Origin of the sequence: Mesorhizobium hawassense, from assembly GCF_003289945.1 — a bacterium.
Taxonomy (GTDB): Bacteria; Pseudomonadota; Alphaproteobacteria; order Rhizobiales; family Rhizobiaceae; genus Mesorhizobium; species Mesorhizobium hawassense.
Genome location: NZ_QMBP01000003.1, coordinates 163,081 through 184,553, shown reverse-complemented (window position 1 = coordinate 184,553; position 21,473 = coordinate 163,081). Strand labels below are relative to the sequence as shown.

18 protein-coding genes are annotated in these 21,473 nt (G+C 63.5%); 11 read left to right on the top strand and 7 right to left on the bottom strand.

Annotation, left to right across the window (positions count from 1 at the left end; translation table 11 throughout):
* The first annotated feature begins 71 nt into the window (after window positions 1–71).
* Window positions 72–647, top strand: coding sequence for a DUF1349 domain-containing protein (locus tag DPM33_RS08210; RefSeq protein WP_112096916.1), 576 nt, complete (start codon window positions 72–74; stop codon window positions 645–647).
* A 23-nt stretch (window positions 648–670) separates the two neighbouring features.
* On the opposite strand, the gene DPM33_RS08205 is transcribed toward DPM33_RS08210, so the two are convergent.
* Window positions 671–1,450 (bottom strand): helix-turn-helix domain-containing protein, encoded by a 780-nt coding sequence (locus tag DPM33_RS08205; protein WP_112096915.1) that lies wholly within the window; start codon window positions 1,448–1,450, stop codon window positions 671–673.
* Between the two features lie 122 nt (window positions 1,451–1,572).
* On the opposite strand from DPM33_RS08205, the gene DPM33_RS08200 reads away from it, so the two are divergent.
* From DPM33_RS08200 to DPM33_RS08180, 5 genes are read left to right on the top strand one after another with little or no spacing between them, the layout of a single operon-like run.
* Complete coding sequence (locus DPM33_RS08200) at window positions 1,573–3,702, top strand: hydantoinase/oxoprolinase family protein (protein WP_112097272.1); 2,130 nt, start codon at window positions 1,573–1,575, stop codon at window positions 3,700–3,702.
* 14 nt (window positions 3,703–3,716) lie between these two features.
* Window positions 3,717–5,912, top strand: a complete 2,196-nt coding sequence (locus DPM33_RS08195) for a hydantoinase B/oxoprolinase family protein (protein ID WP_112096914.1) — start codon at window positions 3,717–3,719, stop codon at window positions 5,910–5,912.
* A gap of 5 nt (window positions 5,913–5,917) precedes the next feature.
* Window positions 5,918–6,403, top strand: a complete 486-nt coding sequence (locus tag DPM33_RS08190) for an acetone carboxylase subunit gamma (RefSeq protein ID WP_112096913.1) — start codon at window positions 5,918–5,920, stop codon at window positions 6,401–6,403.
* Between the two features lie 13 nt (window positions 6,404–6,416).
* Window positions 6,417–7,187 (top strand): glucose 1-dehydrogenase, encoded by a 771-nt coding sequence (locus tag DPM33_RS08185; RefSeq protein WP_112096912.1) that lies wholly within the window; start codon window positions 6,417–6,419, stop codon window positions 7,185–7,187.
* 18 nt (window positions 7,188–7,205) lie between these two features.
* Window positions 7,206–8,033, top strand: coding sequence for an SDR family NAD(P)-dependent oxidoreductase (locus tag DPM33_RS08180; RefSeq protein WP_112096911.1), 828 nt, complete (start codon window positions 7,206–7,208; stop codon window positions 8,031–8,033).
* A gap of 59 nt (window positions 8,034–8,092) precedes the next feature.
* Here DPM33_RS08180 and betI read toward each other — a convergent pair whose 3' ends face one another.
* Window positions 8,093–8,731: a transcriptional regulator BetI gene (gene betI, locus DPM33_RS08175; protein ID WP_167448992.1), complete on the bottom strand. Its 639-nt coding sequence runs from the start codon at window positions 8,729–8,731 to the stop codon at window positions 8,093–8,095.
* 111 nt (window positions 8,732–8,842) lie between these two features.
* Between betI and DPM33_RS08170 the strand changes: the two genes are divergently transcribed.
* The 4 genes from DPM33_RS08170 to DPM33_RS08155 all read left to right on the top strand — a co-directional run bounded on the left by DPM33_RS08170 (window position 8,843) and on the right by DPM33_RS08155 (window position 14,177).
* Window positions 8,843–9,880 carry an alcohol dehydrogenase catalytic domain-containing protein gene (locus DPM33_RS08170; RefSeq protein ID WP_167448991.1) on the top strand — a complete coding sequence of 346 codons (1,038 nt, stop codon included), beginning with the start codon at window positions 8,843–8,845 and terminating at the stop codon, window positions 9,878–9,880.
* 113 nt (window positions 9,881–9,993) lie between these two features.
* Entirely contained in the window at window positions 9,994–10,935 is a 942-nt protein-coding gene (locus DPM33_RS08165) for an ABC transporter substrate-binding protein (RefSeq protein WP_112096908.1), read from the top strand.
* A 93-nt stretch (window positions 10,936–11,028) separates the two neighbouring features.
* Entirely contained in the window at window positions 11,029–12,090 is a 1,062-nt protein-coding gene (locus DPM33_RS08160) for a quaternary amine ABC transporter ATP-binding protein (RefSeq protein ID WP_112097271.1), read from the top strand.
* Window positions 12,087–14,177, top strand: coding sequence for an ABC transporter permease (locus DPM33_RS08155; protein ID WP_112096907.1), 2,091 nt, complete (start codon window positions 12,087–12,089; stop codon window positions 14,175–14,177). Before DPM33_RS08160 ends, DPM33_RS08155 begins: the two co-directional genes overlap by 4 nt.
* On the opposite strand, the gene DPM33_RS08150 is transcribed toward DPM33_RS08155, so the two are convergent.
* From DPM33_RS08150 to DPM33_RS08135, 4 genes are all read right to left on the bottom strand, one after another.
* A complete protein-coding gene (locus tag DPM33_RS08150; protein WP_112096906.1) occupies window positions 14,174–15,445 on the bottom strand; it encodes an O-antigen ligase family protein in 1,272 nt (423 codons plus the stop codon). The two genes, DPM33_RS08155 and DPM33_RS08150, sit on opposite strands and share 4 nt — an antisense overlap.
* A gap of 26 nt (window positions 15,446–15,471) precedes the next feature.
* The gene (locus DPM33_RS08145) at window positions 15,472–16,563 is read right to left on the bottom strand and encodes an acyltransferase family protein (RefSeq protein WP_112096905.1); all 1,092 of its coding nucleotides are present in this window, start codon (window positions 16,561–16,563) and stop codon (window positions 15,472–15,474) included.
* Window positions 16,564–16,682: 119 nt separating this feature from the next.
* Window positions 16,683–17,915: a polysaccharide biosynthesis/export family protein gene (locus DPM33_RS08140; protein WP_112097270.1), complete on the bottom strand. Its 1,233-nt coding sequence runs from the start codon at window positions 17,913–17,915 to the stop codon at window positions 16,683–16,685.
* Window positions 17,916–18,045: 130 nt separating this feature from the next.
* Entirely contained in the window at window positions 18,046–18,723 is a 678-nt protein-coding gene (locus DPM33_RS08135; RefSeq protein WP_112096904.1) for a sugar transferase, read from the bottom strand.
* Window positions 18,724–19,199: 476 nt separating this feature from the next.
* On the opposite strand from DPM33_RS08135, the gene DPM33_RS08130 reads away from it, so the two are divergent.
* Window positions 19,200–19,601, top strand: a complete 402-nt coding sequence (locus DPM33_RS08130; protein WP_245442047.1) for a hypothetical protein — start codon at window positions 19,200–19,202, stop codon at window positions 19,599–19,601.
* On the opposite strand, the gene DPM33_RS08125 is transcribed toward DPM33_RS08130, so the two are convergent.
* The gene (locus DPM33_RS08125; RefSeq protein WP_112096902.1) at window positions 19,575–21,470 is read right to left on the bottom strand and encodes an ABC transporter ATP-binding protein; all 1,896 of its coding nucleotides are present in this window, start codon (window positions 21,468–21,470) and stop codon (window positions 19,575–19,577) included. The two genes, DPM33_RS08130 and DPM33_RS08125, sit on opposite strands and share 27 nt — an antisense overlap.
* Between the last annotated feature and the right edge of the window lie 3 nt (window positions 21,471–21,473).

The window sequence follows — 21,473 nt, the reverse complement described above, 5'->3', positions numbered from 1 at the left end:
GACGCAATTCCGGGCGGAAAACCGCTCACACTTTTCCTGGAATTGCTCTAATCCAATCCGGGAGAAGATCGATGAGCGTGGCCGGCATGACGTGGCTCAACCCGCCGCCGCACCATACGTTCGGCGACGGGGCGTTCACCGTTCGAACGGCCAAGGAAACGGATTTCTGGCGCGAGACTTTTTACGGCTTCTGGCGCGACAACGGCCACTTCCTCTACCGATCCGTCGAGGGTGACTTCTCTGCCGAGGTCACCGTCAGGGGCGATTACAAGGTGCTCTACGATCAGGCGGGGCTGATGCTGCGCCTCAGCGAAACGCACTGGATCAAGGCCGGCATCGAATACACCGACGGGCTGGCCTACTTCTCCGTCGTCGTCACCAATGACACCTCCGACTGGTCGCTGGTCGCCATCGCCGCCGGCAAGGACGGCGTCAGGATCCGCCTGACCCGTCACGCCGAGGCGATCCGCATCCAGTATCTGGACGCCTCGGATGGGCACTGGAAGCCGGTGCGGCTGGCCTATTTCCCGATCTCGAAATCGGTCGATGTCGGCATGATGTGCTGCTCGCCGCAGCGCGAAGGCTTTGAGGTGACGTTTTCCGGCTTTACCATCGGCCCTTCAATTTCGCGGGATCTGCACGACTGAGCGATGCAGACGCTGGCGTTATCCTACGCATCGATACGGTGCTGGAAGAATTGAAGGAACAATTCGCGCTCGGTTGTGATGTCGAGCTTCTCGTAGATGCGCCGGCGGTGGTTCTTGACCGTGCCGACGGTGATGCCGAGCCGCGCGGCGATGTTGGCGGTCGGGTGGCCGGCGAGGATAAGCTGCACCAGCTCGCGCTCGCGCAGCGACAGTTCGGGCCATAGGCTCTGCGGAATGCTCGGCTTCTGCTGCGGCGAGGCGCCGGGACCGCTCGGCGCCGAGGTGCGGGAAAAGTCTGAGCCGCGCGCCTTGATGTCGAGCGCATGCAGCGCCTCGAACACCGGCAGCCGCTCGCTGAGCAGCGCGATCTCGCTGTCCTTGAACGGCAAGGTCGAGCGATCGAGGAAGATGCCGAGGCACCAGTCGCCGCCATCGGCAAGCATGATGCCGACCTCGTCGCAGATCTCCGACTGCGCCAGGAAGCCGGCTATGTATTGGCCGCGCTTGGCCTCCTCGTCTGCCAGACTCTTGAGCGGCATGATGCCGAGCCGGCGCTGGCTGCGCCACGAGGCATAGAAGGGATCGAAGACATAGTAGTTGTCGAGATAGCGCCGCACCATCTCGTCCGAGAAGCGCCGGTGCTTGACGAATTCCGGCGTCTTGGTCGCCGAGTAGCGGGTGACCGTCACCAAATCATGCGCGATGTCCGCCCCGATCAGGTCGATCAGGCAGTCGACATGCCGGTCGGTGCCGGTGGCGGCGATCGCCTTGGCCAGCGGCGCCCAGATATTGCCCATGCGCATGCCCTTTTTTCGGCGAACCGCGCCGCGCGGTCATTGTGTCTTTAGGCATATGGCGCGATCCGGGCGATCGAATCTAGCCTGTGGTCATTCTCGGCAAGGGAAAGCGACCCGTGGACCAGATCATTACCAATCCAATCGTCATCGGCATCGACGCCGGCGGCACCATGACCGATACGATCCTTGTCGATCAGGACGGTCACTTCAAGATCGGCAAGTCGGCGACGACGCCGAAGGACGAGGCCGAGGGCTTCCTTGCGTCCGCCGAGGACGCGGCCGATGCCTGGGGCATCTCGCTTCAGGACCTGTTCTCGGGCGTTAACGTGGTGCTCTATTCCGGCACCGGCATGCTCAACACGCTGTTGTCGCGCACCGGTCGCAAGCTCGGGCTGATCGCCACCAAGGGGCTGGAGGACATGATCCTGATGGGCCGCGGCCTGCAGGCCTGGGCCGACTATTCCTACGCCGACCGCTTGCACGCGGTCACCCACCACCATCCCGATCCGCTGGTGCCGCGCCGCCGCACGCACGGCGTCACCGAGCGCATAGACCAGTTCGGCGACGTCATCCTGCCGCTCTACGAGCATGAGGTGCATGCGGCGGCGAAGAAGCTGATTGCCGACAAGGTCGAGGCGATCTGCATCATGACTGTCTTCTCGCATGTCAATCCGGAGCATGAGAAGCGCATCGCCGAGATCTGCCGCGAGGAGATCACTGCCGCCGGCGCCGACATCCTGGTCTACACCAGCCATGAGGTGCGTCCGGTCATCCGCGAGCAGTCGCGGCTGAACTCGGTGCTGATCGAGGCCTATGCCACCTCGCGCGGCCGCAAGCAGCTCAAGGGCATCGAGGACGTCTCGAAGAAATACGGCTTCAAATACGGCGTGCAGACGCTGCTCTCCTTCGGCGGCCTGACCTCAATCAACCATCCGCGCCTGCACGAGACGATGATTTCCGGCCCGATCGGCGGCATCCTCGGTGCTGCCTATGTCGGCAAGCTGATCGGCAACGACTCTTTGATCTGCTCGGATATGGGCGGCACCTCCTTCGACATGGGCGTCATCACCCGTGGCCAGACACGGATCGAGAACGAGCCGTTGATGGACCGCTTCAAGCTCAACGTGCCGACGCTGCATCTCGACACGATCGGCGCCGGCGCGGGCATGATCCTCAAGGTCGACCCGCTGACCAGGAAAGTCTCGCTCGGACCGGAAAGCGCCGGCTCCGATCCCGGCCCGATCTGCTTCGCCAAGGGCGGCACCGAGCCGACGATCGCCGACTGCGACGCCATCCTCGGCCGGTTGAACCCGCACTATTTCCTCGGCGGCAAGGTCGTGCTGCAGGTCGAGAAGGCCAGAAAAGCATTCGAGGAAAAATGCTCGCGCCTGCTCGGCGTCGGTGTCGAGGAAGCGGCCGAAGGCATGATCGACATGCTGGAGGCCGACGCCAACAACGCGCTGCGCCGCGTCATTTCCGGACAGGGTATCCATCCGTCGGAATTCACGCTTTTATCCTATGGCGGCTCCGGGCCGCTGCATCTCGCCGGCTGCTCACGTGGCATCGGCTTCAAGGACATCATCACCTTCCAGTTCGCCGCCGCTTTCTCGGCGTTCGGCTGCACCACCGCCGATTTCATGCGCCGGCATTCGGTGTCGACGCAGATCGACATCGGCGCGCGGGCGAGCGACGACGAGTTGGTCGCCTTCGGCAGGAAGGTCACAGCTGTCTGGGACGATCTCACCAAGGCAGCGGTCGACGAAATGATCGCCGACGGCCATGCGCGCGAGAAGATCAAGACCGTGCCGTTCCTGATGATGCGCTACACCGGCCAGCTCGAGGACGTCGAGGTGATGGCGCCGCTGTCGGCGCTTCACTCGGCCGACGACATGCGCAAAATCATCGCCGAATTCGAGGCGGTCTACGCCAAGGTCAACCATCGCGTCTCGCGCTATGGCGAAGCCGGCTTCTCGATCACCGAACTTGGCCTGATCGCCACCGCCGACAAGGTCAAGCCGGTGCTGCTCAAGCGGCCGCTCGGCAAGTCCGATCCCGGTTCCGCCCACAAGGGTGTGCGCGAGGCCTATATTGGCGGCCGCTGGCACAAGGCCAATCTCTACGAGATGGACCTTTTGCAGCCCGGCCACGAAGTAATCGGCCCGGCCATCATCGAACATCCGGCGACCACCCTCGTCGTCCACCCGCAGGATCGCGTCCATGTCGATGAATGGACGCTGCTGCACTACACCCACGCTTGAGAAGGGCGAACGCCATGCTGGACAAACCCGCCTCTGCGCTGCGCATCCGCGAAAGGTTGATCGAATCCGAGCGGCTGATGGAAGAGACCGGCTGCTATGACGGCATCACCGAGCTGGAGCTGCGCAACCAGGATCCGCTGAAATTCGAAACGCTGCACACCAAGCTGCGCGCCTACTGTGTCTCGGCGCGCGAGATGGCGCGCCGCATCTCCGCCTCGCCCGGCGTGCGCGAGGTCGGCGAAATGGTCGTCGCCATCTACACGCCGGAAGGCGACGCGATCGCGCTCTCCAACGGCATCATGGTGCATGTGCACACGATGAGCCGCTTCATCAAATGGATGATCCGCAACGGCTACGAGGAAAATCCTCAAATCCGCGACGGCGACATCTTCGCCAACAACGACGCCTTCATCGGCACCGTGCAGGTGCCCGATGTGATGGACGTGGTGCCGATCTTCCATTCCGGCAGACTGGTTGGTTGGGCGGGGGCGGTTTGCCACGAGCTGGAGGCCGGCGGCATCACGCCCGGCGGCGACGTGGCGCTGGCGCAGGAGCGTTTCACCGAAGGCCTGTTCGTCTGCGCCGAAAAGGTCGGCGAGAATGACGAGATCCGTCGCGACTATGTCATCCGCTGCGAACGCAATCTGCGCATGCCGATCTATTGGGTGCTCGACGAGAAGGCCAAGGTCGCCTCCTGCATCGACATGCGCGAGAGCGTCAAGGCGCTGATCGACGAGATCGGCCTGGACTACTGGATGCAGGTGTCGAAGGAGTTCATCGAGGAAGGCCGCCGCGCCCAACTCGCCCGCACGCGCCAGCTCACCGTGCCCGGCATCTATCGCGGCCACACCTTCTATGGCCATGTCACAGCGGGCAAGCCTGGCTACCAGCCGCTCGGCGATCCCGACTGGCTCTACAACATGCCGATCGAGATGGAGATCACCTCGGACGGCAAGATCATCATGGACTTCGAGGGCACGCAGCCTTGGGGCTACCATTCGATGAACTGCACGCCGGCCGGCATGGATGGCGGCATGTTCGTGACGCTGACCCAGCACATGAACTTCGAGGGCCTGGTCAATGACGGCGCCTGGATGGCGACCGAATTGAAGCTGCCGCATGGCACCTGGACCAACCCCGACAACGAGATGGTGGCGACCGCCACCTCCTGGGCGCTTCTTTTGCCGGCTTACGGCGTCTTCCAGCGGCTCTTGTCGCGCTCCTTCATCGCACGCGGCTTTGTCGAGGAAGCGTTCGTCGGCCAGGTCAACAGTCCGATGATCGAGATGGGCGGCACCAGCCAGTACGGCACTTTGTTCGGCATGGCGCACTTCGAATGCGCCGCCGCCGGCTCCGGCGCGCTCGCGATCAAGGACGGTTTGGACACCGCCTATGTCGGCTGGAACCCGGAATCCGACATGGGTAACATCGAGATCTGGGAACAGAACATGCCGATGCTCTATATCGGCCGCTCCATCGTTCCCAATTCGGGCGGCGCCGGTAAATATCGCGGTGGCTGTTCCTTCCTGTCGACCTGGCTGGTTTCCAAGACCGACCATCTGCGGCTGGTGACGTCCGAGCATTCCTCCCGCGTCTTCGACAATGGCGGTCTCTGCGGCGGCTATCCGGCACCGACCTGCCAAAAGCACCGCGCGGTCCGCGACACCAACATCTTCGAGCTTGCCAAAAAGGGCGCGCCGTTGGCGCACCACACCGGCACCAATCCATACCGCTCGGAGCTGGAGGTGCGGCTCGAAGGCCGGCACGTGACGATGGAGGGCCCCTACATCACAGCGCCGCACAAGACCGGCGATGTCTTCACCCACTCCTACAATGGCGGCGGTGGCTATGGCGACGTACTGGAGCGCGATCCGGTCAAGACCGCCTGGGACGTCGAGAACGGCTTCCTCACCAAGGAAGCGGCCGAAGGAATCTTCGGCATCATGCTCGATGAGGATGCGGAGGGCTTCCCGGTCGCCAATCTGGAAGCCACCAAGCGCCACCGCGCCGATATGCGGGCACAGCGCCTGGCACGCGCCAGACCGGTGTCGGAATGGGTGGCCAAGGAGCGCGAACGGGTCAAGGTGGCCGATTTCGCACCCGAGGTGAAGAAGATGTATGCCAGCGCCATCAAGCTTTCCGCGCGCTTCACCAGGGACTTTTCGATCTTCTGGGATGTCGATGCCAAATCGACCTTCGGCGTGGAGTAAGGACCATGACCTCATACAGCAAGGAAGTCATCGCCGATCTGGTTGGCGGTACGCTGCCCTGGCCGCAGACGCGCCGCATCATGAGCGCCTATAAGGACGATGACCGCTTCTTCAAATATGTCGCGGTGCTGCAGGACCGTGTGGGCTGGAAGGATCCGATCCTGCTCCCCGTGGGCGACCATCTCTTCATCTGCCAGAGCGGCGAGGAGCGGGTGACGAAATGCGAATGCGGCCATTGCTTCGGCGACTACCGCAAGAACTGGAAGCTGAAGGCCGCGATCATCGTCCGCGACACAGAGGAATCGCTGCGCGAAATCTATCCCAACAGCGATCTGCCGGATCCGGAATGGATGGAGATCCGCGAGTTCATCTGCCCGCAATGCGGGACTCTGCATGAGGTTGAAGCGGCCGCGCCCGGCTACCCGATCGTGCATGACTTCGAACCGGACCTCGAAGGTTTCTACCGCGACTGGCTGGGCAAACCATTGTAAGGACATTGATTTTGTGAACCGCGTCGCAGGCAAGGTAGCGGTCGTAACCGGGGCCGGGCTCGGCCTCGGACGGGCATCCGCGCTTCTGCTGGCGGGCGAAGGTGCAAGGCTTGTCGTCAGCGACATCGACGAAGCCTTGGCTGGAGATACGGCGTCGGAGATCGTCAAGGCCGGCGGCGGGGCATTGGCGCTGCGCCACGACGTGTCGAAACCCGAGGACTGGTCCGCCCTCATGGCCGCGATCGAGCAGCGCTTCGGCCGGCTCGACGTTCTGGTCAACAATGCCGGCATCGCCATCGCCAAAAATATCGAGGACACCACGCTAGCCGAATGGCGGCGCACTATGGCGGTCAATCTCGACGGCGTCTTCCTTGGCTGCCAGGAAGCCATCAGGCTGATGAAGAAATCCGGCGGCGGATCGATCATCAATCTCTCCTCCATCGACGGCATCATAGGCGAGGCCGAGCTTGCGGCCTATTGCGCCTCCAAGGGTGGGGTACGCACCTTGACCAAGGCCGTCGCCGTGCACTGCGCCGAACAACGCTACGGCATCCGCTGCAATTCCATCCATCCCGGCTATATCTGGACGCCGCAGACCGAGAACTATCTGCGCGATCTGGGAAAACTCGAGCAGGAGAAGGCCAAGGCGCTTTCCCGCCACCCGATCGGCTTCCTCGGCGAGCCCAGCGACATCGCCTACATGGTCCTCTATCTCGCCTCGGACGAATCGAAGTTCGTTACCGGCTCCGAAATGGTCGTCGACGGAGGCTATCTTGCAGTGTGAACACGGAGCGCGTTTGCGATGAACAACCTCACCGGCCGCAGCGCCATCGTCACCGGTGGTTTCTCCGGCATGGGCTTTGCCGTTGCGACGGCGCTGGCCAAGGCCGGCGCCAATGTCGCCGTCGGCTCCTATGTAGCGCCGCCACAGGCGGGCAGGGTGGACGCCGCTTATTATCCCGGCGCCGACGAGATCGAACGCGTCAGGTTGGCGCTTGCGGCCCACGGCACGAAGGTGCACGCCGTGCATCTCGACGTGCGCGACAGTGACCTCACCAACCTCTTCTTTGCCGAAGCCCAGGCGGCGATCGGGCCGGCGGACATCCTCGTCAACGCCGCCGGCACCACTGCCGAGCAGCCGGTCTGCGGCCATTCCGACGAGCTTTGGGACAAGATCGTCGACACCAACCTCACCGGCGCCTTCCGCACCACGCGCGCCGTCCTGCCCGGCATGATCGAGCGTGGCTGGGGCCGCATCGTCAACATCGGTTCAACGGCCGCTTCCGTCGGCTGGAAGGACAATCCGGCCTACTGCGCCTCCAAGGCCGGCCTGCTTGGGCTGACCCGCTGCGTCGCGCTCGAAGGCGCGGCACATGGCGTCACCTGCGTCATGATCAGCCCGACCTGGGTCGAGACCGAGCTGATGCGCCGCAACGTGGCGCAGGTCGTCGAGCGCGAAGGCAAGGGCCGCAGCGCCGAGGACCTGATGGACGAATTCAGGAAAGGCAATCCCCAAGGCCGCATGATGCAACCGGAGGAGATCGCCGCGCTCGCGGTGTTCCTCTGCTCTGACCTGGCCAGGGGGATCACCATGGAGAACATCCAAATCACCGGCGGAGCTTTATGGTGAAACCCGCGCTGGCATGGAGCGCTTGCAACCGCTCGCAGCCGGCGACGCCTTCCAAAACGTCACGCCGCCTGCAGCTGAAGCCGCTTCAGCTTCGACACCATGGCCGCGCCAAGCATCTTTTCCGAATATTCGACGAGCAGCGCCCTCGCCTCCAGATGCGAAATGGCGTCGTCCGAATGGCCGCGCCGCAGCCAGAAGCCGTCCAGCATGGCGGCAAAGCCGCGCACGAAGTGGTCGATTTCCTCTCTCGACCACAGCGGCGACAGCGCCGAGCCGATGTTCGAGCGCAGGCGCTTGTAGAACAGCTCCTGCAGCCGCGCATAGCGCGGATTGTGCGCGGCTTCCGCATAGAACGACACCCAGGCATTGGCCGTGTTGCGCTCGAATTTTTCTTCCGGGAAGTTGCCGTCGACGATTGCCGTGAGGCGATCCCATCTTGTCTCGGCCTGGCGCAGATTGATCACCACCGCATCCATCAGGACACGGTTGGCGTAGCGCACCATCTCGAACAGAACCTGATCCTTGTCCTTGAAGTAGTAGGTCAGGATGCCTTGCGACATGCCGGCTTCGTGGCAGATGCGGGTCGTCGTCAGGCCTTTCAGCCCATCGCGCAGGAAGATGCGGTGCGCCGCTTCGATCAGCTCGACCCGCCTGATGTCCTCGATGCGGGTTCGTTGTTTTTTTGCTTTGGCCGTCATGGGTTTCGTATATCCGACGAAAATTTTGTACGCCCTAACAAATTTTTGTATTGTCATATGATTTTCGCAGGTCTAGGCTGCGAAGGCAAGCAGTTGCCGGACGGACTATCGATGACGTCGCACACACAAACGATGCGGGCCGCGGTGCTGGGCAGTTACGGCGAGCCGCTGGACGTCACCAGCGTGCCGCGCCCGATTGCCGGTCTCGGCCAGATCCTGGTGCGGCTGCAGGCCTGCGGCGTTTGCCATACCGACGTGCATATCTGGCGCGGCGAGAGCATTCCGCCGCATGCCGCATCGCCCTTCGTTATGGGCCACGAGGGCATAGGCCGCGTCGAGGCGATCGGCGAGGGCGTCGGCGGCTGGTCGCTCGGCGACCTCGCTGGCGTGCCCTGGATCCACGATACCTGCCGCCGCTGCGACGAATGCCTGGATGGCTACGAATCCTTCTGCCAGCACCATCGCGCCCACGGCCTGAACGTGCCCGGCGCTTTCGCCGAATATGTGGTCTGCGACGCGAGCTTCGCGGTGGCGCTTCCCGGTACCATCGATCCGGTGAGCACCGCTCCGGTGATGTGCGCCGGCATCACCGCCTATGGCGCGGTGAAGCGTGCCGGGCTCAAAGCCGGCGAAAAATGCATCGTCTTCGGCTGCGGCGGCCTCGGCCTCTACGCGGTGCAGATCGCCAGTCGGCTCGGCGTCGATGTGCTCGCGGTCGACCGCGATCCGGCGAAGCTGGACGTCGCCCGCCGCTATGGCGCGGTGGAAACCGAAATCGGCGACAGCGGTCTGCCTTCACGGTTGGCGGCGAAGGGCGAGAAATACCACGCCTGCATCAACTTCGCGCCGACCACCGCGACCTGGGACGCGATGGTCGCGGGCGTCCGGCCGCGCGGCAGGATCATCGCCGCCGCCATGGTCTTCCAGCCGGTGCCGCTCATCCAGGAATGGCTGACGGCCACCGGCGTCGTCATCACCGGCACCAGCGTCGGCACCAGGCAGGAGATGCGCGAATTGGTTGCCATGCATGCCGAGCAGCCACTTGAGACGACCGTCGAGATCATCGGGCTCGATGACGTGTCGGAAGCGCTTGTCTCCCTCGAACAGGGCCGGTCGAAAGGAAGGTACGTCATCAGCTTTGCGCGGTAACGGACTGTTCCGGCGGCCAGGGGAGTGGCGCGCGGAACGCGGAAAGGAGGCTAGCGGCAGCCTCGCCATCAAGGATGAAACTTGAACCATAACATCCAGACAGGGGAACGATCATGCCGAATGGAACCAACGGACTGAGAAATGCAGGAATTGGCCTGGCGCTGGTGCTTGCCGCCACGACGCCCGGCTTGAGCGCCGAACTCGGCGCCAAGGACGAGCCGATCAAGCTCGCCATGTTGGAATGGACCGGTGCGCACGTCTCCACGCACATCGCCGGACAGCTTCTGGAGAAGCTCGGCTACAAAGTCGAATATGTCACCGCCGGCAACTTTCCGCAGTTTTCCGGTCTCGCCGACGGCTCGCTCAGCGCCTCGGTCGAGGTGTGGATGAACAATGTCGGCGACATCTATCCGAAGACGCTTGCCGCCAAGCAGATCGAGGACATCGGCAAGCTCGATCTGAAGACGCGTGAGGGCTGGATCTATCCGAAATATATGGAGACGGTCTGCCCCGGCCTGCCCGACTGGAATGCGCTCAACAAGCCGGACTGCATCAAGGCGCTGTCGACGCCGGAGACCGCGCCCAATGCGCGCTTCCTCGACTATCCGGCCGACTGGGGCTCGCGCGCCGCCACGATCCTTGCCGACAACAACATGCAGTACACCGCCGTTCCCTCCGGTTCCGAGGGCGCGCTCGTGGCCGAACTCGAAGCCGCCGAAGCCGCCAAGACGCCGTTGGTGATGATGTTCTGGGGACCGCACTACGCGCTGGCCGAAAACGATGTCGGCTGGGTGACCATGCCGCCCTGCAAGGAGCAGACCAACGAGCACTGCATCACCCCGCCGGATGTCGATAAGATCGTCTGGTCGGGCTTCGGCGCCAAATGGCCGGCGGCCTATGCCTTGCTCAAGGGGTTCAAGATGGACGCCGGCGAGCAGGAGAAGATGATGCTCGCCGTCGATAAGAAGGGCGAGGACCTCGACGCGGTGGTCAAGGCCTGGGTCGAGAAGAACGAAGCGGTCTGGAAACCCTGGGTCGACGGCGCCAAGGGATAGTCGGGCGCCATGCCTGGAAAAGGCTGAAAGCAATCGATGCCCGGCTTCCGCGGTACGCGGAGCCGGGCGAGCAATTCGCATGGATGGCATCCGATGAACGCCGCCTTAGGCCCGATCAAGCTCGCCTGCCGCAATGTCTGGAAAGTCTACGGCCGGCGGCCGGCCTATTACTTCGACTCGCGCGGCTATGTCATCGATCCCGACGCGCTGGCCGAGCGCTTGCGCGCTGAAGCGCATCTGCCGGCCGTGGTCGACGCCAGCTTCGAGGTGGCGACCGGCGAAATCTTCGTCATCATGGGCCTGTCCGGCTCCGGCAAATCGACCTTGGTGCGTTGCCTGTCGCGCCTCGTCGAGCCGAGCGCCGGAGAAATTCTGCTCGACGGCAAGAACCTTCTCGCCGCCAGCGGCAAGGAACTGATCGAGCTGCGCCGCCACGCCATGGGCATGGTGTTCCAGAATTTCGGCCTGCTGCCGCATCTCACCGTCCTCGACAATGTCGCCTTCCCACTGAAGATCCAGGGCAAGCCGGTGAAGGAACGCGAAGCCCGCGCCCGCGAGATGATCGCGCTGGTCGGGCTCGAAGGCCGCGAGGTGTCGTTCCCGCACCAGCTCTCCGGCGGCCAGCAGCAGCGCGTCGGCATTGCCCGTTCGCTCGCGGTCGGCCCAGAGCTCTGGTTCCTCGACGAGCCGTTCTCGGCGCTCGATCCGCTGATCCGCAAGCAGATGCAGGATGAGTTCCTGCGCCTGCAACGCATGCTGAAGAAGACCATCATCTTCATCACCCACGATATCGCCGAGGCCTTCCGCCTCGCCGACCGGCTGGCGATCATGCGGGCAGGCAAGATCGTGCAGATCGGCCGCCCGGCCGACATCGTGCTCAATCCGGCCGACGACTATGTCGCGCAGTTCACCGAGGACATGCCGCTGCTGCGCGTCATCACGGCCGGCGACATCGCCACGCCCGCCAACGGCGCGGCGCTGCCTGAACGCACCATCGCCGCCGACACCAGCCTCGAAGCTCTGATCCCGCAACTCGCGTCCGGCGTCGGCGCCTTCACCGTCCCCGGTTTGGGCGACAATCCGCCGGCGTTGCTCAGCGCCGGCGCGGTGCTCGCCGTGCTGGAGCGCGAGCAGGCAAGGCGCACGCGCGAATGACCGCGCCGGCCGCGATCGCACGATCCCCGCGAAGGCTCGCCATCGCGCCGGCCCTTTTGCCCTGGTGCGGCTTGGGCGTGCTGACGGTCCTTTGCCTGCTTCTGAAAACCGAGCTCCCCTGGCTGGTCAATTTCCCCAAGCAATGGACGCTGCCGCTTGCGTCCTACATCAACGCGGTGACCGATGCGGTCGTCGCCGTCATCCAGCCCGGGTTCCGGGCGCTTTCCGCTTTGCTCGACGCGCCGATGCGCGGCGCGCGGCTGGCGCTCGCCTGGCTGCCCTGGCCGGCGGTGATGCTGGCTGTCGCTGCGCTTGCGCTGAAGTCGAGCGGCGAAAGGCTGGCGATCTTCGCGCTCGCCACGCTCGCCTATATCCTGCTCGCCGGCTATTGGCCGCAGAGCATGAACACGCTTGCGCTGGTGCTGCTGGCGGTGCCGATCTCGACCGTGCTCGGCTTCCTGCTCGGCGTGCTTGGCTATGCCCGTCCGCGCCTGCGCCCGGTGCTCAACGGCGCGCTCGACCTGATGCAGACGGTGCCGGCCTTCGCCTATCTCATCCCGCTGCTTTTGCTGTTCGGCTTCGGGCCGGTGGTCGGGCTGATCGCCTCGGCGATCTACGCGACGCCGCCGACGGTGCGCAACACCATGCTCGGGCTCGACCGCGTGCCGGCGGCAATCAGCGAGGCCGGCCTGATGAGCGGCTGCACGCGCCGGCAGCAATTCTGGCAGGTCGAGGTGCCGACGGCCTTGCCGCAGCTTCTCGTCGGCTTCAACCAGACGACCATGGCGGCACTGTCGATGGTCATCGTCGCCGCCATCATCGGCGGCTTCGAGGATATCGGCTGGGAGGTTTTGTCGTCGATGCGCAAGGCCGAATTCGGCCAGAGCATCCTCTCCGGCCTGGTCATCGCATTGCTCGCTATCCTTATCGACCGCCTCACCATCGGCTTCGCCAAGCCGCCGGAGACCGGGCCGACGCGCGCCATGCGCTGGATGACGCCGCGTCGGCTGGTACTGTCGCTGGCGGTTGCGCTTGCCTTGGCGATCGTCATCCGCCTTGTCGCGCCGGGGGCGACATTCCTGCCCGAAACCGCGCTGCGGACTGAAATGGGCGGCGTCAATCAATGGCTGCTCGGCATCGTCCGCGACTATGCGTGGTTCTTCGATGGCGTGCGCAACACCGTGCTCTATTGCCTGCTGCTGCCGATGCGGGTCGGCATTTCCGGAGCGGCCACGCCGGCCATCTGGGGCTTCGCGCTGTCGCCAACGATGGCAGCGGTCTATTTCGTCTTGGTCCTGGCCGTGGCCGGGCTGGCGATGCGACGCTTCGGTGCACGGGAAGCCTTGGTGGTCTTGGCCGCTGGCGTCATTCTCTATACCGGCTTTCTCGGCCTGCCCTGGCCGGACTTCATCCTCGCCGTCGCGCTGCTTGCGGGACAGGTGGCGGGCTATCGCCTCGGCCTGTTCGCCCTTGCCGGTTTCGCGCTGATCCTGGTCAACGGACTGTGGCCGCAACTGGTGCAGTCGCTTTATCTCTGCACGCTGGCGGTGCTGCTCTGCCTGTTGATCGGCGGCTCGCTCGGCGTCTGGGCGGCGCACAGCGACCGCGTCTCGCGCATCCTGAAGCCGATCTGCGACGCGTTGCAGACCATGCCGCAATTCGTCTTCCTCATTCCGGCGCTGATGTTCTTCAAGGTCGGCGAGTTCACGGCGCTGATCGCCATCATGCTCTACGCCATCGTGCCGCCGATCCGCTATGTCGAGCACGGGCTCAGGCACGTGCGCGCCGATGTCGTCGAGGCTGTCGAGCAGATGGGCGCGACGCCATTGCAGACGCTGCTGCAGGCCAAGCTGCCGCTCGCCCTGCCGGTCGTTATGCTCGGCCTCAACCAGACCATCATGGCGGCGCTGTCGATGCTGGCGATCGCCGCCCTTGTCGGCACGCGCGATCTTGGCCAGGCGGTCTATGTCGCGCTCGGCAAGGCCGATGCGGGCATGGGCCTCATCGCCGGCCTGTCGATTGCTTTCCTGGCGATCCTGGCCGACCGGCTCATCCAGGCCGCCGTCGCGCGCTCGACGGCTGCCTAAATCGGCGCCGGCATGCGGCCATCGTCTTCGGCGGGAACGGCAGCCCTGCGGCGATGGAAAGCCGGCAACGGGCTCAGCGTGAACAGGCCGTAATAGACGATGAACGACGCCATGAAGTAGGGGCCGAGCATCTCGACCTCGAAGAAGGAGCGGATCAGCATCAACCCGATCGCGCCGGCAAGCACCACCGAATCGGCGCTCCAGTCGCCGAACACCACTTTCGACACGTGCCCATAGAAAGCGCGCAGGATGACCAGCGCGAGCAGGGTGACGCCGATGAAGCCGATTTCCACTAGGCTCTCGACATAGGTGTTGTGGAAATGGAAGCCCGAGCGGGTCGAGATATAGAATTCCGCCCACAGCCGTTCCGGATCGGCAAAGCCCTGCACCCAGTAGGCGGCGTAGCCATAGCCGAGCAGTGGATGCTGCTGCGCCGCCTCCCAGCCCTGTTCCCAGAGATAGGTGCGGCCGGTGAGCGTCGAATCCTTGCCGAAGATGCCGAGCACGACATCCAGCAGGCCGAGGTTTAGCGCCGCCACGACAGCCATCACCAGCGCGCCAGCGCCGACAACGAACAGCACTCGGCGATACCGCAGCGACAGCACCTTGCTCATGGTGAGCAGCGACACGATGCCGATCACGGCCGGCAGCGAGGCCACGGATGTCGCCGAATGGGCGATTGCCAGCATGTAGACCGACAAAAGCATGATTGGCGCGGTCCAGGCGAAGCCAAGCCAATTGCGCCGATAGAAGACCAGGAAGGCAAGGCAAAGGAAGATGCCCAGCGAGGCGAAGAAGCCGACCTGGTTCTTGGAGCCGAAGGCACCGACGAAATTGACTGTGCCGTCCATGATGTCGAGCGCGTAAGCGCCGACTTTCAGTGAATAGAGCAAAACGACGAAGATACCGATCAGCGAGCCCACCACCAGCGTGCGCACGCTGATGGTGCGCGCCGCGACATAGGCGCAGACGATATGCGAGGAATATTGCACCGCCGCGCGCGCGCTGATGCCCGCAGCCTGGGACCAGAACACCGAGAAGCAGACATAGGCCGCTAGCGTGATGGGCAGCCAGGCGCTGGAGAGCTTCCAGGTGAAGCGCCGGTAATCGACAAACAGCAGCGGCAGCCAGACGGCGTAATAGGCGAGGATCAGGATCTGGCCGAAATTGGGCGAGTAGGCGAACGCGATCATGGAGACCGCGACAGCGAAGGTGCCGTAGGTCTCGTTGCGATCGGGATCGATCAGAATGGATTTCGGAATCTTCATACCGGATTTTGTCCGTTGACCCTTCTCTAAGCCACGGCCCGCGCGCGCTGCATCTGCCGCTGCAGGAAGCGCCGCACCGGCTCGTCATAGACGCGCGTGGCGATGTCCGCGATGACGATGACCAGGGCCGCCATCACGATGCCGAACCACGGATGATGCGCGAATGGATCGATCGAGAAGGCCTTTCCGGCCCCGGCGATGATCATCAGCATTGGCGTGTGTATGATATAGATCGGATAGGAAATCCGCCCGAGCCAGCCATAGAAGCCTGACAGAAGCGGCGCGGTCGGCGCCACGGCGCCGGTCGCCACCATGATCGGAAAGACGATGACGATCGCGGCAAGATCGTAGACAATGCGTGCGCCGCCGGCCGGGGCAATGGCGAAGACGGCAAGTGTGAGCAGGATCGCGCCTTCGACCCACAAGCCTCGCCGCAGGAAGCCGAGGCTGCCTTGGATGCGCGCCATCGAGCGGCAGAGCAGCACGCCGAGGAAGAACGAGAAGGTCACGCGCGGCAGGCCGCTGAGGATCGTACTGCCGGTCATGCCGAAATCCAGCGTGCCGGCGAAGATGGAGGCGACGACGAGCAAGACGAGGCTTATGGCGACGATCCCCGTCAGCACGCGCCGCGACAAGAGCGCGAAGACCGCGACATAGGCGATGTTGACGATGAGCTCGAAGAACAGCGACCACGAGGCCGGATTGAGCGGGAAGATCGTGTGATAGGCGTCGCTCACCAGCGGGATGAAGAACATACCGGTCGTCAGTTGCATGCCGATCTCGGATAGCGGCATGTATTCGGCCGGCATCAGCCTGTTCTTGACCAGCAGATAGAAGAAGCCGAGCAGCGTGCCGGCGAGATAAAGCGGATAGAGCCGGATCAGGCGGATGGCCACGAAAGAGCCGAAGCCCATGCCGTTCTCGATCTTGCGGTCATAGGCATGCGCTATGACGAAGCCGCTGAGCAGGAAGAAAAGGTCGACCGCGAGATAGCTCGACGGCAGCACCTTGCCGTCGGCCAGGAACGGCGAGAAGTGGTAGAGCATGACGCTGATCGCCGCCACGCCGCGGATGGCGTCGAGATTCAGGTACACGTGACGCGGGGCTGCGGGCTGCATGTTATGCCTTCAAGCGGTCCAAAACAGATCGCCCGCTCGCGTCGTGACGCGAACGAGCCTGACTTGTCCCTCCCGCCTCCATTCCTTGGTTCGTTGCTTGCAAGCCGTTGCCGGCGACGCTACTGGCTGGTCGTCGGCGCCAGCTTCACCTTGATCACGTCGCCCGGCAGCACAGGCGTATCTTCCTTGGCCTCGATCTCGCTCGTCTTGCCGTCGGCGACCCGCACCAGCGAATAGAGCAGGGGCGGTTCCTGGCTGCCGGTGAGGGCGGCAGTCGTTGCCGGGTCCGATGCCTGGGCGATCAAGCCCTTCTGCATGCCGACCCTCAAGGCTGCCTCATTTAGGTTCGCTTCCGTTTGCTGCCGATCGGCGGTGAGGCTCGAACCCAAAGTGTTGCGGGCATCGATGGCGTCCTGCTCCGCCTTGCTGATCGACTGCTTGGCGGTGAGGATAGCCGTCTCATAGTCCAGGATCTTGCCCTGCAGGTCGGTGACCGTCTGCTGCGAGGAAAGCAATCGCGCATTGGCAATCAGGCCTTTCTGCGCCAGCGGACCGATGCTGTTGGCCTGCTGCGCCGCCAGGTCGACCTGCTTCTGCTGATTGGCGATCTTCTTTTGCAGCGATTCGATTTCCGACTGCAGAACACCCTTCAGATCGTCGAGCGCATCGAGCTTCAGCTTCAGCGACTTCTGGTCGGAAACCAGGATCGCCGTTTCGTCGGCGACGATAGTCGGCAATCTCGAATCGCCCTGGATTTCCTGAGGCACCTCGAAAGTCGTTTTCCCGGCGAGGTCGGCGTCGATACGAGCTCGCTTGACCATCAGCCGCAAGCGCTGGTCGTCATAGATGTCATAGCTGCCCTTGGCGGTGATCAGATCCTTTTCGATCTGCGGACCATAGTCGGCATTGCGCCGGATGCCGCCGGCAATGCTGACAGCCTTGAGAACGGTCAGGTCGGGCACGAAGGGAAACTGACCAGGATTCTGGACTTCACCTGAAATGTAGAACGGCCGGAACTGCGCCATCTCCACCGAGGCTTCCGGCTTGTCTGGTAGCGCCAGCTTACGCTGCAGGGCGAGCCCGATCGCCGAAGCAACCTCGGCCGTCGTTTTGCCTGCGGCCTGTAGGTTGCCGACGAACGGCACCGAGACCGTCCCGCCCGGGCCGACCGAATATTCGCCATTGATGGCCGACCAGTCGCGGAACGTGCCGTCGACCGTCTGCCATTCGGCGACGCGGATGTTGAGCTTGTCTTGCGGGCCAAGCTGGTAATCGCCGGCGGCCGCCAAATGCGGCATGGCCAGCGACGCTGCAAGCAAGATGCCCGCGAAGCGGGCTGGGGTTTTGGACATGAGACTGCAGGCGAAAGGCAGTCCGAAGAGGTGTTTTGTCAAATGAACGTTTCCGATCCGCTTTGGCCCCATCCGCCCGATGAGATCACTGCCGGATGTCCGCCCCGCGTTCGAGGGGCAGGTCCGTCGGTCAATAGCTGCCACGCGACATCCACACAGCAGGAACGGTCTTGAAGATGATGCGAATGTCCTGGAACATCGACCAGTTCTCGACATAGTGGCGGTCGAAGGCGACGCGCGTGTCGTAAGACACGTCGTTGCGCCCGCTTACCTGCCACAGCCCGGTGAGGCCGGGGCGCGACTTCAGGTAATAGACCGCGGCGCTGCCATAGATCTCCAGCTCGTCGCGCACGACCGGGCGCGGGCCGACAAGGCTCATGTCGCCCTGAAGGATGTTGAGGATCTGCGGCAGTTCGTCGAGGCTGAGCTTGCGAAGCACCTGGCCGACGCGGGTCACGCGCGGGTCGTTCTTCAGCTTGCGCGTCGCGATCCATTCGGCATTGGCTTCCGGATTGGCGGCCAGATAGGCAGTGAGCACGCGCTCGCCATCCGTCACCATGGTGCGGAATTTGAGGCAGGAGAAAATCCTGCCGCCGCGGCCGATTCGCTTGTGGCCATAGAAGATCGGACCGTTGTCCGAAAGCTTGACCAGCAGGGCGACCATCAGGAAGAGCGGGCTGAGCAGAACCAGCCCAGCCACGGAACCGACGATATCGAAACTGCGTTTGAGCAGACCGCCGATTGGGGGTGGAAAATCAACGCCGACCTGCGCAAAACCCGCATTAGCCGACTTGGCGACGTCCCTCATGCAGAAGCTCCATACGTTGAACGGATGGTTTACGGCAAGATATCAAAAAAATGCTGCAGCGCAACACACAATTTCCCATCTCGATGAAATGTTCACGTCATGAATTGACTAAATATTAAACCTGCCTTGCCCAAATTTTCACCTTTGTGGCGCGTTTATGACAAGGTGAGAGAAAACCGCGAAAATGTAGTCTACCTTTTGGGCCATTTTTGGACAGTGCATTCTTTGCTGCAGAAGAATCGCGGTTGCATGCCGCTGGAAGCACTCGCATTGGTAAGTTATTCAGGTAAAATACTATTCAAAGTCGTAGGTTTTACTGGAGCGGCAGTCGCCTTGCTGAATAGCTGACGGCGTCGGAGTGTGCGGCGCACCATGCCAGAGTCGATCTCGTAAAAACGTTGGAAACCATACCTGTCGGGCCTTGCTCCGGACCGCCCGCCTTAATAGAGTCGCAAATTGTTCCTGTCATAGTCTGCATGGGTAAGGAAGGCCGGAAGCAACCGGCCGGATTGGGCAGCCAGAAAGTTCTTTGGCGCAACGGGGAGTTACGCGGGTGGGTAAGTCGCAGCTTCTGCATGCTCGTCTCGGTTGAGGGGCCAGCGAACATGTCTCTACCAAAATTCATCGTCGGGATGATGTTCGCTCTCGCGATCGTCATCGGCTGGTCGTATTTCGACGGCGCATCGCCGGGCACAATCCTGCTGCGCGCCATCATCTGCGCCGTCATCATCCAGGCCGGCTATTTCCTTCTGGTCTTCGCCATGATTGGCCGGGCCTCGCCGACATCAGCCGGCAAGGCCCGCGAAGCCGACCGCGGCACGATCCTGAACAAGGTCGCCGACGGCGAAAAGCTAGGCGCCAGACGCAGCCTCCACTGATCGCTCGACCGGCGCCAGAACCAGTTCCGTGTCTGCCGACGGCGCCGCTTCGCGCTCGGCCTGCTCGCCGGACAGCATCCTGGCAAGGCGGCTGCCGGCCTTTGCTTTCAGCCGCCGATATTGCCCGACCTCGACGATGCGTCCGTTCTCGATGGCCACGACCCAGTCGGCAAAGGCGATCATCGATGGCCGGTGGGCGATGGTCAAAATCGTCATCTGGCCGCGCAGCGCCTCGATCGATTGGGCGATCAGCGACTGGTTCTGCCAGTCGAGCGCGCTCGTCGCCTCGTCGAGGATAAGCAGCGACGGCTTGCGCAGCAGCGCCCGCGCCAAGGCGATGCGCTGCCGCTCACCGCCGGAAAGCCGCACGCCGCGGTCGCCCACCACCGTATCGAGCCGTAGTGCCAGCCGCTCGACGAAATCGGTCGCATGCGCGTTGCGCAGCGCCGTCCACAGCGCATCGTCGCTGGCCCCGGGCGCGGCAAGGCGCAGATTGGCGGCGATGGTGTCGTGCAGCAGGAACACATCTTGCGGCACATAGGCGACCTGATCGCGCCAGGCCCTTCGATTCTGTGCGGTGATCTCCACGCCGTCTGCCAGGATCCGGCCACTGGTCGGCTCGAGCAGGCCGAGCAGCATGTCGGCGATCGTGCTCTTGCCGGAACCGGAAGGGCCGATCAGCGCCGTCACCTTGCCGGCCGGCAGACCGAAGGTGATGTCGCTGACCACCGGTTTTCCGTCGCCCTCGCCATAAGCGAAAGACACATCGCGGATGTCGAGGCCGGTATCGAGCGCCAGTTCTGCGACTTGCTCGGCCATGTTCTGCTCCGGCTCGCGCTCGGCGTCGAAGCGGGCCTGGAGGCTTTGCATCGAAGCGTAGGCCGGCAGGTTGATCAGCACCTGCTGGGTCTGAAGCTGCATGTCCATGAAGCGCGGCGCGACCCGCATGAACACCAGGAGCAGCACGACGATTTCGGCCAGAGACAGGTGGAAGCGGACCAGCGCGATGTAGATGAACAGGCTGAGCCCGATCACGCTCGCCACCTGGAACAGGGCGGTGCCGAGCGAGGAGTTGCGGACAAAGGCGATGTTGTCGGCCTTCATCCTGTCCAGCGTCGCGCCGAGCTCGGCAAAATAGCTTGCCTCGACGTTCAGGCTCTTGGCGACCTTGATGCCGCCGAGGAACTCGGAGACCGTGCGATACTGGTCCTGGCGGTTGCCGGTCAGCGTGCGGCCATAGGCGCTGGCGCGGGCCCGGAACGGTTGCAGCGCGACCAGCAGCACCAGGCCTGCGAGAATGGCGAAGGACGTCATCACCGGCGAGATGAACAGCGACACCACGAGATAGCCGGTCAGAAGCAGCGTCGCCTGGGTCAGCATCAGCAGCGAGAAGGCGGCCACCTGCACGCGATCGACGTCGCCGTTCAGCGCATGGTCGAGATCGGAGCTGCGGATGCGGGTAAAAACACCCCAGCGTGCCTTGCCGACGCTCTCGAACAGGTTCATGCGCACGCGGTTGACGAAGTCGTAGAGCAGCCGCGCCATGTAGATCGACTTGAAGCGGTTGAACATCGCTTGCATTGCCACCAGCGCGACGAGCAGTGAGAGCACGGTCGCCAGCGACAGCGTTCCGCCGGGCGCCAGCCAATGCAGGGCCTCCGGCATCCGCACCGCGTAATCCTGATCGGGCTTGCCGATCAGGCGCAGCAGCGGAACGAGCAGCAGGATCGACATGCCCTCTGTGAGACTGCCCAGGATCAGGAAGGTCAGCGCCGTCGCCGTGCGCCGCCCGCCGACATGCGCCACCATGGCGCCGAAGCCGGCGACGTCCCGAAACAGCGACAGGCGAAGCTTGGATGACCAGCCCATGTC